Source organism: Streptosporangium sp. NPDC053982 (assembly GCF_055585205.1).
In genome coordinates this window covers 40,237-53,907 of the sequence record NZ_JBVJKQ010000025.1, presented here as the reverse complement: position 1 = coordinate 53,907, position 13,671 = coordinate 40,237, and the positions used below count along the sequence as shown (strand labels likewise).

The 13,671-nt window shown below is 62.4% G+C and carries 13 protein-coding genes; 12 read left to right on the top strand and 1 reads right to left on the bottom strand.

Annotated features, from left to right (window positions below; genetic code table 11):
* Positions 1 to 9: 9 nt before the first annotated feature.
* Positions 10 to 972 (bottom strand): hypothetical protein, encoded by a 963-nt coding sequence (locus ACZ6W9_RS34790; protein ID WP_470121579.1) that lies wholly within the window; start codon positions 970 to 972, stop codon positions 10 to 12.
* Between the two features lie 432 nt (positions 973 to 1,404).
* Between ACZ6W9_RS34790 and ACZ6W9_RS34785 the strand changes: the two genes are divergently transcribed.
* From ACZ6W9_RS34785 to ACZ6W9_RS34730, 12 genes are all read left to right on the top strand, one after another.
* Positions 1,405 to 1,938, top strand: a complete 534-nt coding sequence (locus ACZ6W9_RS34785; RefSeq protein ID WP_470121577.1) for a Pycsar system effector family protein — start codon at positions 1,405 to 1,407, stop codon at positions 1,936 to 1,938.
* Positions 1,883 to 2,656 (top strand): Crp/Fnr family transcriptional regulator, encoded by a 774-nt coding sequence (locus ACZ6W9_RS34780; protein ID WP_399498694.1) that lies wholly within the window; start codon positions 1,883 to 1,885, stop codon positions 2,654 to 2,656. The genes ACZ6W9_RS34785 and ACZ6W9_RS34780 overlap by 56 nt, the downstream gene beginning before the upstream one ends.
* 106 nt (positions 2,657 to 2,762) lie before the next feature.
* Positions 2,763 to 3,557, top strand: a complete 795-nt coding sequence (locus ACZ6W9_RS34775; RefSeq protein WP_470121575.1) for a hypothetical protein — start codon at positions 2,763 to 2,765, stop codon at positions 3,555 to 3,557.
* A gap of 37 nt (positions 3,558 to 3,594) precedes the next feature.
* On the top strand, positions 3,595 to 5,685 hold the full coding sequence (locus ACZ6W9_RS34770; protein WP_470121573.1) for a hypothetical protein: 2,091 nt from the start codon (positions 3,595 to 3,597) through the stop codon (positions 5,683 to 5,685).
* Positions 5,682 to 6,470: a hypothetical protein gene (locus tag ACZ6W9_RS34765; RefSeq protein ID WP_399498690.1), complete on the top strand. Its 789-nt coding sequence runs from the start codon at positions 5,682 to 5,684 to the stop codon at positions 6,468 to 6,470. The genes ACZ6W9_RS34770 and ACZ6W9_RS34765 overlap by 4 nt, the downstream gene beginning before the upstream one ends.
* A gap of 1,138 nt (positions 6,471 to 7,608) precedes the next feature.
* The gene (locus tag ACZ6W9_RS34760; RefSeq protein ID WP_470121571.1) at positions 7,609 to 9,000 is read left to right on the top strand and encodes an RNA-binding domain-containing protein; all 1,392 of its coding nucleotides are present in this window, start codon (positions 7,609 to 7,611) and stop codon (positions 8,998 to 9,000) included.
* Positions 9,001 to 9,376: 376 nt separating this feature from the next.
* Positions 9,377 to 10,213, top strand: coding sequence for a Scr1 family TA system antitoxin-like transcriptional regulator (locus ACZ6W9_RS34755; protein ID WP_470121570.1), 837 nt, complete (start codon positions 9,377 to 9,379; stop codon positions 10,211 to 10,213).
* Positions 10,214 to 10,327: 114 nt separating this feature from the next.
* Positions 10,328 to 10,720, top strand: coding sequence for an ATP-binding protein (locus tag ACZ6W9_RS34750; protein ID WP_470121568.1), 393 nt, complete (start codon positions 10,328 to 10,330; stop codon positions 10,718 to 10,720).
* A 415-nt stretch (positions 10,721 to 11,135) separates the two neighbouring features.
* On the top strand, positions 11,136 to 11,975 hold the full coding sequence (locus ACZ6W9_RS34745) for a sigma factor-like helix-turn-helix DNA-binding protein (protein ID WP_470121566.1): 840 nt from the start codon (positions 11,136 to 11,138) through the stop codon (positions 11,973 to 11,975).
* Between the two features lie 4 nt (positions 11,976 to 11,979).
* On the top strand, positions 11,980 to 12,801 hold the full coding sequence (locus ACZ6W9_RS34740) for a protein phosphatase 2C domain-containing protein (RefSeq protein WP_470121564.1): 822 nt from the start codon (positions 11,980 to 11,982) through the stop codon (positions 12,799 to 12,801).
* A 125-nt stretch (positions 12,802 to 12,926) separates the two neighbouring features.
* Positions 12,927 to 13,352 (top strand): plasmid replication, integration and excision activator, encoded by a 426-nt coding sequence (locus ACZ6W9_RS34735; protein ID WP_470121562.1) that lies wholly within the window; start codon positions 12,927 to 12,929, stop codon positions 13,350 to 13,352.
* Positions 13,352 to 13,624, top strand: a complete 273-nt coding sequence (locus ACZ6W9_RS34730; RefSeq protein WP_470121560.1) for a hypothetical protein — start codon at positions 13,352 to 13,354, stop codon at positions 13,622 to 13,624. The genes ACZ6W9_RS34735 and ACZ6W9_RS34730 overlap by 1 nt, the downstream gene beginning before the upstream one ends.
* Positions 13,625 to 13,671 lie beyond the last annotated feature (47 nt).

The window sequence follows — 13,671 nt, the reverse complement described above, 5'->3', positions numbered from 1 at the left end:
ACAGTGGGCTCAGCCGGCTTCGGCCACGAGGTTCTTGGATGGGGCCTGGATACGGACGGGCGTTCCCCATCCTCTGTACAGGACGTTCATCCTCACGGTGTCCGCTCTCTGCTCGGGGCCGTATGGCTCGTGAACGATCTCTGCCTGGAAGCGCCGGGGCAGGTTGTCCGGTCCCAGCCAGAGCTTCCACTTGATGCGACCTCCTGCCCAGTCCCCGTCTTTTGTTCCGTAGTAGATCCCGGCCTGGCGCGAGCCGAGAAGGCCGACCTCTGCCAAGCCGTCGTAGCGGGTGGTGGGGACGCCGTCGTATCGGTCCTTCGCCGATGTTTTTTCGGCATTTCTGGAAATCAACCGCAGGAACTTCGGGTTCAGGGCGTCTACTAGGTTTTGGGACCAGAGGAAGCCATTCGCGTCCTGCCAGTGGAGCCACTTCTTGCCCTTAGGGACGTCAGCCCAGGTGCCCTGGGTGTAGGTGTCACGACCGATGTTGATCATTCGGAAGTGCACCGGGTCGTCACCCATGGTGGAAACCTCCGCAACGTCGCTGGCGCGCACACCTGCATTGGCCGCGAAACGATGCTTCCCGTAGACAACCGTCAGAGTGGCGTCCGAGCCGAAGCCCTGGCGGGTCTTCCGAGAGAAGAGCACGCTGCTCTTTTCTGCAAACTTTCCCTTCAGCGCGGATATCGCCCGATCTAGCGGGTCACCGGTCTGTGCGTGCGCCGCGCCTGTCAACGGCGACATGAACAGAAGGGTCAGAACGCCTAGCAATGTGCATAAGCTTCTCATGAGATCATCTTCGGCGTCGCCGATCTCAGCCTTGTTACCGGAGGGTTGCAGCCACGACACCTGACGAGCCTTCTGATCCGTAGGTCCCTGAACGCTCTCCAGGATCGTCCAGAGCCGTTCATCCTGCTGCTCGCCAGGACTCCGGCCGTTCAAGCCCGTCCGGCTCAGTTCATGATCGCCCACCCGGGTGGCTCCCAAGGTGGCTCCCAGAAGCCTGGCGGATCACCTGCTTGCAAATCGGTCCGATCTCCGGCCGCACGGGCCGTGAGCTGGGTGGAGGACTCCTCGCGAGTGACCGTGACTGGCTCCTGTTGACCGCCCTTAATGGCCCGCTAATGGCTCGATGATCATGGCCAAGCTCTTGCGGCAATGCGCCATATGCAGCCCGTCCCTTGGTTAGCTCCCGTCCCCCTCGTAGCTGCCGACTCCTGGACGAGGCGCCATGTTAAGAGGCAGCGAAGCTGATCGGTCGATACATAGCCACCTGGGCAAGCGTGACCGAGATCGCATACGCCATGCCCATTATTGGGCGGCAGGGACCAGTATAGCGAAGCACTCTTGACGATACCGCTGGGCCAGCGAGTGAGGGCAAATCGGAATCTCAGGAGAAGATCAATGAAGTCAACACCGGAAAGAAGGACTACTCCGAATAACGCGACCGAGGACGTTATCACGCAGCGTCTAATGTCGCTTAGCCAATACGCGTTCACCGAAATTCAGCGATGCGATGTGAAGGCTGCAGCGATCTGCGGCACTAGCGGTGCCATCCTCTCGGTCATCGTCGCAGCTCTGGCCATCAAGCCAGCGCTCACCACTGCTTGTCAGGTTGCACTAGGGATTGCTTGTACCGGTCTCGGTGCGGCACTCATTCCGGCGATCGCGGCGGTCCGGCCGTCCCTGAGCCGTTACGGGTCCACACTCTCACCGTTCCTGTTCCTGACCTTTAGCGAGACGACAGAGATCGAAGCATTAGAACGAGTGACACGCATGTCGGCAGAGGCCACCCGCTTAGCCTACGCCCGTCATCTGGTTGGCATTTCTGCACTGGCGAAACGCAAGCTCCTACTCCTTCGTATCGCCACTGACTGCCTTTGTGCCGGGCTGCTGGGGCTGGGTATCGCAGTACTACTGGCGTGGGCGGGGATTTAGGGAGAAGCTGATTGCACACCGGCGACTTCTAGGAGCGGAGAAGTACGTGTACCAGTCACATCGTGCACTCCTGGGAGAATCACTCTGGGCTAAGTTGCTCGAACTCGCCCCCGAGCAACGCCGCCCTGCGCGGAGCGTGCTCCTGCGACAGGGAGATCCCGGAACACACGTGATGGCTCTGCATACCGGCTCCGTCATGATCACGATTAGGACCGAGCAAGGCAAGCAAACCTTGATCTCTGTGCGTGCGGCAGGAGAAGTGTTGGGTGATCTGGCGGTCTTGGACGGCCGGCCGCGAACCGCCACAGTGATCGCGGCGGAGGCTTGTCGGGTCCATGCGGTTCCCGCTCCGGAGTTCCTGCAGTTCGTGGACAAGCACGCGCTGTACGGCACGCTCTTGCGTCAGTCCATCGGCAGACTGCGGGCAGCCGAGCGGATCAACATCGAACTGGCGACGGCCCCCGTGGCGGTGCGGCTCGCTTGCGCGCTCGTCCGCCTGGCCGCAATGTCCTCCACTCAGTCGCGCTCGACTCCGCACATCATTCTGATCCAGGAGGAACTGGCCCAGCTGGTCGGCGCCTCTCGCAACGCCGTCGGAAGCGCCCTGAAGGTCTGGCGCGATCATGGCTGGGTGCGTACAGCACCCGGAGGTGGCGTCTATCTGGAAAACCTCGAAGCACTCCGCGCCCAGGCCCGCGTCTTGCCCCATCGTGATTGACATCACCTCGCCCGTGCCCACTAGTGGGCACCGGAGCTCCAGTGGCAAGGCGCATCATCACCATGACACGGACCAGTCGTCGCCATCCGGCCGAAGTGGAGCGCAAATGGACATCGAAGAGCGAGATCCACGTAACTTGCCCCGCCACCGCGCCTTGTTTGTGGTGGACATGCGGGATTACACCAACACTGCGGATCCTTCAATGGAGCAGGTCCGCAAGGACATCGATGACCTACTCGCAACGGCGTTCGCAGAGAGCGGCTTGAGCAAGGAGTGGCAGAACCCAGAGCTGCGCAACGATACCGGGGACGGCTTCATCCTCGGTCTGCCCACCACGCGAATGTGGCGTCTTCTCGATCCATTGATCGAGAACCTAGACCGCGTGTTATACCGGTACGACCAGGCCCGACTGGCGTCGACGCCACCAGTGCGCCTGCGGGTGAGCGTCCACCTCGGCCCGCTGCCAGACAGCTATCGTGGGAGCGCGATTAACGACCTGTGCCGGCTGGTCAATAGTGACCAAGCCAAGGAGGCACTTACCATCGCTATCGACCGCGGAGTCTTCGTCGCGCTGATCGTCTCTGATGAAGTCTTCCAGGTCGTGGTTCGTCAGGGCCGCACCGAACGTCTGGATCACCGAGACTTCCACAAGATTATCGCGACGGTTCCAGACAAGAACTTCGAAGCTCCGGCCTGGCTGCATGCCCCACGCGTCGGAGCGTCGGCCTTTGAGCCCCTGTCTGCATCGACCGAAGACGCCGCAGCGCCGCGCGATACCAATGCCGCACCGGCCCCCGTGTCCAACGCCGCTCCCAAGTACTCCATCAATAGTATCGGTCACTTCGCCGAGACATCAAACGGCCCCGTCCAGATTCGCATGGACGTTCGCGGCGACCAATAGTGCTTCTCTCCCTCTAACTCGGAGTACGTGAAACCGCATGAGCGAATTAAATGATCATCCGATCTCGAACTCCAATCATGTCCTCAACACCACCGCCCGTGCGACCCCTCAAAGCGAGGCACAAATCGGCACTGTCGGCGCCTTCTTTGCGAGCAACGACGGACCGGTCACGATCCGGCCGGAGGTCCGTACACAGGCGCTGCTGGACGAGAATCCTATCGATCGACACCTTTACGAGGCACCACCCTGGTACGTTTTCCCACCCGAATGGCGGAAAGCCTATACAGAGGTAGCCGCCGCCCTGCCCCACCATCGCGTGATCATCATCGTGGCACCCAGAGGGTACGGTTCCACGACTTTCTCTCTCAGGTTACTGGCCAGGGAGACGGCCCCTTCCGTCGAGCTCGTACGGTTGGAGGCGGATTGGACCGCGCCCAAAGTAGGCCGTCTCCCCTGTCGACGGAACATCGCATACCAACTCGACTTGCAGGATTCCGATAGCGACTGTTTCGATACCTCCTTCGTTGACAATCTCACGGAGCACTCGCGACGGCTTAGGGAACTCGATTCATACCTCGTTCTCTCGGTAGCGGAGGACCTGTGGATCGAGTACGGCGCAAGCGTGCCCGCTGGCGTCGCCAAGGTTCATCTCGCGACGCCACCAAAAGCCCTGGAAGTCGTAGAGAGCCACCTCAGATATAGAGACCAGGGGCATCTCATTCCGTGCGTCAACTCTTCAAAGGCGCAGGAGCATCTCAGTGGCCGCAATGTGATCGAGGCCGTCCGCGCCGTCGAAACCGTCATCCAGGTATGGGAGGATTTTAAGCGACAGGCGACTTCACAAAGTCTCGAGAAGGCAGAGGCCGCTAAAGAATCGGGATCGGTGGCAGGTTTCATACAAGCCGACATCGACACCGCGCTCGACGACTGGCAAGACAAGCTGAACTCCTTTTTCGGCACGAGCAAGTCCGCTCCCGAGTCCTTGTCCGTCGAGGATCGCTGCCTGCTCCTCGCACTCGGCCTACGTCAGCAAGGCACCGCAGAGGACATACAGGCCGATGCTCGGGAGTTAGAGGATCTCCTCAAGAGCGACGGGTCCGGCAAGCAGAAGCGCAAGGTAAATGGCTATGCGATGTTTTCTGGGCCGGGCCTGCGCGCCAGGATGACGGCTTTGGGTGCGGCCATCGACAGACGTGACTGCGTTACGTATAAGCAAACTGGATTCGGCGAGGCAGCACTACTCTATGTCTGGGAGAACTATGCGGGCATACGAGACCTCCTCATCACGTGGATGATCGGGCGCGCCAAGCCAGACCGGCCAGCACAGGATCCGGCCATCATGGCACTGATCCGCCTTCTCCTCCGGGCGGAGGCTTCTGACCGGCTCACCGTCGTACGAGAGGAGGCACTGAGGCAGAGCCGACCCGAGGTGATCGTCCACGTAATGGCTAAATGCAGCAGGGACGAACACATGGGGCGTCGTACTCGTGCCCTGCTCTATGACTGGGCCGGCCAGCGCAACCCGGAAACACAGCGCGTCGTCATCCGCGTCTGCCGGGAGATCCTGGCCGATAGCCACGGTGTGGCATTGGTGCGGTTGTGCCGCATCGCGGATTCTCCGGCCTTACCACAAGTGCAGCACGAAGTGCTAAGCGAGTTCCGGGAGATCGTTAAGGACTCCGCCGCCGCTGGTTCGATCATGAATCGGGTCGTCAGCCTGCAGCGGAAGGGGCAGATGCCCGCGTCCGCCAAGCTTGCCCTGCTGGCACTCATGGACGTGGAGTACGAGAACCTGCCTTGGCTGCTCACGTGCGGGCATCAGGAGCTCGATGTGATGGATGGGCTCAGAGAGCTGCTCGCGGATCTTGATCTGCTCGCTGACACAGTGCCGTCTCTCATCCACTGGTTCGAGATGTGCGCACACAACCGCCAGTTGTCCTGGCGGCTGCTTGAGGTTGTTGCAGACGCCCTGCGCAAGCATAGGGATGTGGCCACGTGGCTGCGCCTCATCAAGGACCTTGAGGTCATCACTCTGTCGGACGGAAGCACTGTGAAGGACCAGCTTGGCGTCATGCTCTTTGGCGGCGCTCCGGAAGCGGCCGTTCCTATGGAGCCGACGGACGCATGATGTGGAGGCACCGCCGTCGCAAGAACAGCAAGTACTTCGATCAGGCCCGGCTACTTGAGAGTGCGACGGCGGGAGTCTGTTTTGAAATGCGCTTTCGCGCGGAGTGGTATAACGGCAAGAAAATCCATCATGACCTCGATGCGCTGATCGCCACTAGCATCACCAATCGCGCGCGCCCCATTGCGATGGGACACCATGCCGATGATCTCCAGTCCGCACAAGATGCCATCAACGCCCTGGTGGGGGTGGTCGACGTAGCATCCGAACCGTATTGTTCGGCGCTTATCGCGCGGGTAGAACTTCGACTGTCCCCTGAGGCTGAGCAAGGCGCCGCCGAGTACCGGCGAGCGAGAGCGCACGTGGAGCGCCTGCTCTATCTGAAGAAGATGCTGTATAGCGACCCAGCGCTGCTGGCTATCGATCACCTTGATCGCCACCCCGAGTTGGCAACGAACATCGATATGGCCGCGTTCCAACGGCTTGCCGTCAGCTTGGCCAGCAGCGATCGGTGGTGGCATCCCCTGCTGAGCACCCTGGAAAACCTAGGAGCGAAGATCTCCGACCAGAACGGCAGTTACTGGGCCATGAGAGCCCTACTCGCCGCCCTGCAGGAGGGAGCACCGGAGGTAGTCGATGAGGAAGGGCTCCGTGAGATCGCCGATAAGCTCACCAAACTTCCCCATGCCGAGACATCGGATGATCTGACACGGTTGCAAAAGCTATCATGGAGCGCTCCGGAGCACGATCTCGACCAAGAAGGCACCAAAGGAGGTAGCGCGAAGTAACCCGAGCTAATGCCCAGGGCTCTATCGAAGCAGATAGTGTTCCAGACCAATCGATACTTCCGGGACGGTACAGCCATAGCCGTCCTCCCCATCCTCGGTCTCGAAGCGCTTTCACGGGACTCTGATCATGTGCTCGACCAGAACGGCGAACACGTCTATGTCCGGCAAAAGCACCTGAGTCTTGGGACAAATGTCCTTCGCGCGGGTGAAGCCTAGGGGATTCGAACTCCTGACATCCTGCTTGCAAAGACGCACGCCGACCCCGCTCTACCAGCGCCAACGCAGCTCAGGGCACTGCTCGATTCCCCGCGAGTCCCCGCTGTTCCCCCTGGTTCCTTGCCCCATCGAGCATGCAACGGGCACGCCAGCCACCGTGTCCGGTGGGCCGGGGCTGAGGAACGAAGCCCTGGACCTTCGATCGCCCCCAGCCAGCTACGGTGGCCGGCCACCGACAGGCGATCGTGAGGGCCTTCCCCGTACGGTGCGCTTTGCGACCAAACCGCATTAGCAGCTCGGATCTTGCTCGTACCAATCAGTTCAACCTGGACCGACACGGCCCAGCGATCTAGGTAGAACGGGCTGGTACGGCACTGAACCGCAACCCGCCTACCCATGCCAGGACTGCCATCGAGGGAGCCTCCTGATCCGTAGGTCTCCAAACGATCTCCGCTCGCGTTCGCGGGCGCCGCCATCTCGTCTGGCGGATCCTCACGGTTCATCTCTGTCCATCGCAGTTCAAGATCGTCCGTTCGGGTGGCTCCTGAAGTGGCCTCCAGAAAGCTCGGCGAATCACCTGCTTGCAAATCGGTCTGATCTCCAGGGGTAACAGCCTCGACCTATGCGGAGCACAGTCCGGGAATGCTGGGGTTGACCGCTGGCACCGACCTTAATGGCACGCTAACGGCACGGTGGTCACACGTAGGTCGTTACGCCGTACCATGGCACACCCCAAGCGCTCTTCATGGGATGATGCACCGACGCGTTAGGCCAAGCGTGCCATGGTTGCGCCGATTGTCCCATTTTGGGTACATATAACCCATTAATACTCATTGCACATCGAGTGATGCGGATACCAGCGCTGGGCTTCAGCTGAGCTCCACGGCTTCAATACATCCTTGGGTCATGACATCCTAAGGAGGTGGCAATCGACGTCATCAACGTTACCGGAGAGTACGTCCGGAACACCCTCGCCCTCGAAGAGGGGCACTTCCTCGACTTCAAATCACGAGATGTTGCGCCAGCTAAGCTGACCAAGGCGTTGTCTGCGTTTGCAAATGCAGATGGAGGGGAACTTTTTGTCGGCATCGATGAGGATGGTGCCGCCAAAAAAATGACCTGGCGCGGCTTCAATGATCCTGAAGATGCAAACGCACACATTCAGACTTTTGAAGCGCTCTTTCCGCTCGGGCTTGATTTTTCCTACGAATTCCTTCGCCCTCCCACTCCCCACAAGGGAGTAGTACTTCATATAACGATACAAAAGACGCGCGAAATCAAATACGCCTCAGACGGGACTCCATACATACGTCGCGGCGCACAAAGCCTTCCAGTCAAAGACTCAGAGCGCCTAGTGCAGCTGCAACGCAATAAAGGGATAACCTCATACGAAACGGAGCGAGTCAACGCACCACTCGATATGGTCACCAATTCTGAAGTGATCATCGGATTTATGCTTGACGTCATACCATCAGCGGAACCTGAACCATGGTTACGCAAGCAACTACTGATCCGAGAGGGCAGTCCAACCGTCGCGGCTCTGCTTTTGTTTGCAGAGGAGCCGCAGATTGCCATACCTAAATCGTCAATTAAGATATACCGCTATAAGACGACAGACGCGGAGGGGACTCGCGACACACTGGCGTTTGATCCCATAACAATCGAGGGCTGCCTCTATGATCAGATTAAGGATTCCGTATCACGGACGGTAGAACTCATACAAGAAGTGCGAGTTCTTGGCCCCAATGGCCTGGAGCCAATTAAATACCCTTATGAGACTCTGCACGAGATCATCACGAATGCCGTTCTCCATAGGGACTACGCCGTTGCGGATGATGTACACGTCCGCATCTTCGATAATCGGGTAGAGATTGAAAGCCCTGGCAGACTTCCTGCACACATCACTGAACGAAACATTCTAGATGAACGCTTCGCGCGAAACGGCAGCCTCGTGCGCCTTATCTACAAGTTCCCCAATCCACCCAACAAGGACGTCGGCGAGGGGCTTAACACCGCCTTCGCCGCTATGAAAAAACTAAAGCTGCAGACTCCCGTCATCCGACAGACAACGAATTCTGTACTTGTAGATATCCGCCACCAGCGGCTTGGGACTCCAGAAGAAGTAGTCATGGAATATCTGGAAAGCCATGAAGAGATCACGAATAAGCAAGTACGCGCTCTGACGGGAATCGGATCAGAAAATAAGGTTAAAAGTATCTTCATCCGCCTCAATAAGGCGAAGCAGATAGAGCGCGTGCCGGGTAAGGGAGGAGGTTCGGCAGCCTGGCGCAAATACAGCGGGTCGAGTGATTGAGCTTTCGACGTGGCGGCGCTGGACACAGTGCAACCAGACGGTACTCGGTGAGCCAGTGTAGGGAACGAACCCCGGCTCTTCGATCGCCCCCGGTGGCTGGCCACGCCGTGGCGATCGTAAGGGCTGCATCTGTGCGGCGGCGCGGCAACCCTGGTCGGTGCGTTCGATTGGTACGGCGGGGCGGCGTGCGGCGGCCGGCCCGGTGTCCCGCCGTCGTCCGGGACCGGCCCCCAGGCCGCACGCCCGGACGGCGGGCGGGCGGAGGGCCGGGGGTACGGCGGCGCGCCGCGCCGCCGCTTGATACCCATAAGAACAATTCGGCAGTGATCCAAGACGAGTCAGTGCCCAGTGTGCGAGTGGCTGGTAGAACGCTGGTGTGGAGGATCGTCGGGATCGCCTGCGGGCGCTGGGTGAGCTGCTGCGCCGGTTGCGTAAGGATGCCGGGCTGACGGGTAAGGAGCTGGCGGCGCGGGCTGGGGTGGCTCAGCCGACGATCTCCCGGATTGAGACGGGCCGGCTGCTGCCGGTTCCGGAGACGGTGGAGCGGCTCGTTGCCGCGCTGGGCTTGGACGAGGCGGGCCGTACGGAGCTGGATGCGTTGCTCGCTCGGCTGCGGGATGAGGTCTCCCGGCTCAGGGGTGGGCTTGCCGGCAGGGAGGCGGCCAATGCTGCTCGGCTTCGTTCGTCTCGCCGGGTGGTGGTGTTTTCTTCGGCAATGGTTCCGGCGCTGTTGCAGACGGCGGAGTATGCCCGGCTGGCGTTGATGGTCGGCCGGGAGGTGGATGAGGATGACGCCGCCAAGGCCGCGGCGGTGCGGGTGGAGGCTCAGGCGGTTCTGTTCGACTCCGGCCGGGAGTTCTCCTTCGTGCTGACCGAGGGCGCCGTCCGCACCTGGCCGGGTTCGCCGGCGTCGATGGCGGCTCAGCTCGATCGGCTGGTGCAGGTGGCGACGCTTCCGCACGTCCGTCTCGGGGTGGTGCCGTGGTCGGTGCAGGCTCCGGCGTTCCCGTTGCACGGGTTTACCGTCTATGACGGGGCGGTGAGCGTGGTGGAGAGCCTCACGGGTGATCTGACGCTGACCGAGTCCGGAGAACTCTCGATCCACGAGGAGACCTTCGAGGCGTTCGCGGCGGCTGCCGTCTATGGCGAGGAGCTGCGGGAGGTACTAGGGCGAATCGGTGCCGACTATCGCGCCTTGGCAAACCACCTCTAGCAAATGACGCATTTATGCGTCCTATGCCTTGAGCTACTTCTAGTATCACTCATACGCTGGCGACATGGATGTATAGCCCCCTAGACATCGGAGTCTGCTATGTCGTCCTGGCGCATGTCCCGCACCTTCCCCGGCTCTCCTATCGCGATCGCCGAAGCACGACGGTTCATCACCACCCTTCTCGGCTCCCGGCCCGGAATCGAGGACGCCGAACTGATCGTCAGCGAGTTAGCCACCAACGCCGTCCGTCATTCGGCAAGCGGCCGGTTCGGCGGCTGCTTCACCGTCGCCGTCCAAGCCGACCGCGACCGGATCTGGCTCGGCGTCCTCGACCAGGGCGGCCCACGCGCTCCCCATCCTCTTCCGCCACAAGAAGACGACGAAGGCGGGCGCGGCCTGGCCCTCGTCGCCGCCATGGCAGCGAGCTGGGGCGTGACTGGAGATGAACAAGGCCGCATCGTCTGGGCCGTCCTGAACCTGACTCCCCAGCAGACGGCCGCACGATGAGCGAGTGCCTCGCTCCGCACGTCGGGCCGTTGCAGGCCGGCCATGTCCTACTGACCTGGATCACCGCACGGCGTGGTGAGCGCTGCCGGGTGATCGCCTGGACCTGTCACTGCCGTTCGGTCGTCTACGAACTGTGCTCCGCTGGTGGGCAGTCCTACCTGCGCCGCACCGTGCAGGGCCCCCGTCCCGACGTCACCGAAACCGCCCGTACCACTGCGAGCAAAGCGCAAGAGCTGTGGACGGCCCTGTTGACGGGACGCGTACGGTGACGCGTGGCGTACCGAAGCGGCGCTCAGCGATCCGGGCGGTGAATCCCAAAACCGGCGAACCGCTCAAACCAGTACTGTCAAGGGGGATAGACGACATTTCGTCTAGGGGTCTAGACTCGGTGGAGCACCACCGAAAGGGACCCGCCGTGCCATCCAGTGACCTTGAGCGCATCGCCGCCATCGCCGACCCGTATCAACTGATCCGGGCCGCAACCGAGCGACTGAGCGCCGCACAGCAGGAGGTCACCGAACTGGCACGCCTGCGCCGCCGCATCATCCAGGAACTGCACGCCCAAGGCATCTCCTACGCGCAGATCGCCGAGCAGGCCGGGCTGTCGCGTGGACGCATCCACCAGATCAAGCACACCGGCCCCGCTCCCGAGGGCGCCTTCCTCGGCACCGGGACGCTCACGCTGGCCACTCCCCTCAAACGGGAGGCCGGCAACGCTCGTCCCGTGGTCGCCATGGAAGACGTCACGGCCGCCAAGCGACTGGAGGACCTGGCGCGCGGCTTCGACCTGGCGGTGAGCCTCGAACACGTCCCTCTCGGCGGGGACATCGATCTCAACCGGCCGAACCTCATCGTGATCTGCGGGCCGAAGCTGTCGCCGGTCATGGCCGAGCTGTATGAGTCCGATCCGGTCTTCGAGTGGATCAAGGACGGTGCGTGGACCCTGAAAGACCGCCGTACGGATCAGTCCTACCGCTCCGGGGAGGACTCCGACCCGCCACGGCCGGTGGACTACGCCTACCTCGGCCGGCTGGCTCGCCCGGACGGCGACGGCAGCGTCCTGGTCTTCACCGGCATCCACCCCCAAGGCACTCTCGGCGTGGTCGACCTGCTCACCTCCGAGATCGCCACCCTGTGGGGACAGGTCGGCGACCACAGGTTCTCCACCGTGGTCGCGGTGGAATACGACCCGGCCACCGGGGAACCGGTCAGAGCGGAACTGGCCAGTCCGCTCTACCGGCACGAGGACACCTGACCTGATGCGCGTCACCTTCGCCACCGAAGCGGCCCCCGGCCGACCCAACGAAGACTTCGTCGCCGCCACCCCGGACGCCATCGTCCTGCTCGACGGCGCCGGCACCCCGGCGGGATCGGAATCGGGCTGCGTTCACGGTGTCGCCTGGTACGCCCGCTCCCTCGGCTCGAACCTCATCGCCGGCCTCGCCCAGGACGGCAAGCCACTGACCGAGATCCTCGCCGAAGGCATCAAAGCCGTGGCGTCCCTGCACGACTTCGTCTGTGATCTCACCCATCCCGGCTCCCCCTCGGCCACCGTGGTCATGCTCCGCCGTACGGCCGACACACTGGACTACCTCGTCCTGGCCGACTCCGTCCTCGTCCTCGACACCCTCGACACCGCGGAACCGCTCGTCATCTGCGACGACCGGGAAGCCCTCGTCGGCGCGGCCCACCGGGCGAGCATGGACGCCCTGCCCTCCGGCAGTCCCGAACACACTGCGGCTCATCGCAAGTATGTGGAGACCCTGCGCGACCACCGCAACCGCGACGGCGGATTCTGGGTCGCCGCCATTGATCCCCTCGCCGCCGAACAGGCTCTCACCGGAACCGTGCCGATCAGCGGCGTCCGGGCCGCCGCGCTGCTCAGCGACGGAGCCTCCCGCCTCGTCGACCGCTTCCACCTGGCCGCTTGGCGTCAAGCCCTCGACGTCCTCGCCGACTCCGGCCCCGCCGAACTGATCCGCCGCGTCCGTGAGGCCGAGCGCAGCGATCCGGACGGCTCCCGTTGGCCGCGCGGCAAGACCTACGACGACGCCACCGCGGCGTTCTGGATGTTCTCCTAGGAAATTCGTCGACCCCCCTAGACAGTTCACCGACTCCGGCTTACCTTGCTTGCATAGCCCCCTAGACACCTCGTCTTCGCGGAGCCACCGCCCTGTCTAGGGGGATAGACGAAAGGATTATCGTCATGGCCATCCAGGGCCCCATCCCCGTCAGCTTCGAGCAGGTCTTCCCGCACGGCTGCTACATCGTCGGTGAGGTCGAGCAGGTCAAGGACTTCACCGCCTCAGCGAACGGCCGGACCGTCTACGCCAAGGACAAGACCACCGGCGAACCCGTCTGGCAGGTCGCCGTCATGGACGCCGACCCCACCGTCAAGGCCGGCCAGAAGACCGTCACCGTCAAGATCCTCGCCGAGGTCCAGCCGGTCCCCCCGGCCTCGCTGCCGGGCCTGCCGTTCGTCCCGGTCGAGTTCGACGGCATGACCGTCACCCCCTACGTCGCCCAGAACACCGGACGTCTCGCCTGGTCCATCCGCGCCCGCACCATGCGCGCACCCCGCGCCGCCGCTCCGGCCAAGCACACCGCCACCGCCGGGAAGGACGCCGCCTGATGAAGCGCCGCAAGATGCACCGCATCGCCGCCACCACCTTGAACGCCGGTTCCGGCGCGCAGGTCACCCACCACGTCTACCCCTCGCGCATGCCGGTTCTGGCGCTCGACTTCGGCGCCCTGTCGGTCCTGGTCACCACCTCGGCCGGTGACCGGGTGACGGCCTCCGACGTCGAGTTCGCCCGCCAGCTTGCCCACGAGGCCGATCAGTTCGCCCGCGCGGTCGAGCGCTCCTTCCACGCCTCGACCGGCAAGCGAGGCATGGCGGCGTAGCCGCGCACCGGGACGGCAATCCCACTGGCTCTCGCCAAGATCCCCGA

Coding starts and splice junctions, on each gene's coding strand:
- ACZ6W9_RS34785 (WP_470121577.1), top strand. CDS start 1,405: ATGAAGTCAACACCGGAAAGAAGGACTACTCCGAATAACGCGACCGAG.
- ACZ6W9_RS34750 (WP_470121568.1), top strand. CDS start 10,328: ATGTCCCGCACCTTCCCCGGCTCTCCTATCGCGATCGCCGAAGCACGA.
- ACZ6W9_RS34735 (WP_470121562.1), top strand. CDS start 12,927: ATGGCCATCCAGGGCCCCATCCCCGTCAGCTTCGAGCAGGTCTTCCCG.
- ACZ6W9_RS34775 (WP_470121575.1), top strand. CDS start 2,763: ATGGACATCGAAGAGCGAGATCCACGTAACTTGCCCCGCCACCGCGCC.
- ACZ6W9_RS34765 (WP_399498690.1), top strand. CDS start 5,682: ATGATGTGGAGGCACCGCCGTCGCAAGAACAGCAAGTACTTCGATCAG.
- ACZ6W9_RS34770 (WP_470121573.1), top strand. CDS start 3,595: ATGAGCGAATTAAATGATCATCCGATCTCGAACTCCAATCATGTCCTC.
- ACZ6W9_RS34740 (WP_470121564.1), top strand. CDS start 11,980: ATGCGCGTCACCTTCGCCACCGAAGCGGCCCCCGGCCGACCCAACGAA.
- ACZ6W9_RS34730 (WP_470121560.1), top strand. CDS start 13,352: ATGAAGCGCCGCAAGATGCACCGCATCGCCGCCACCACCTTGAACGCC.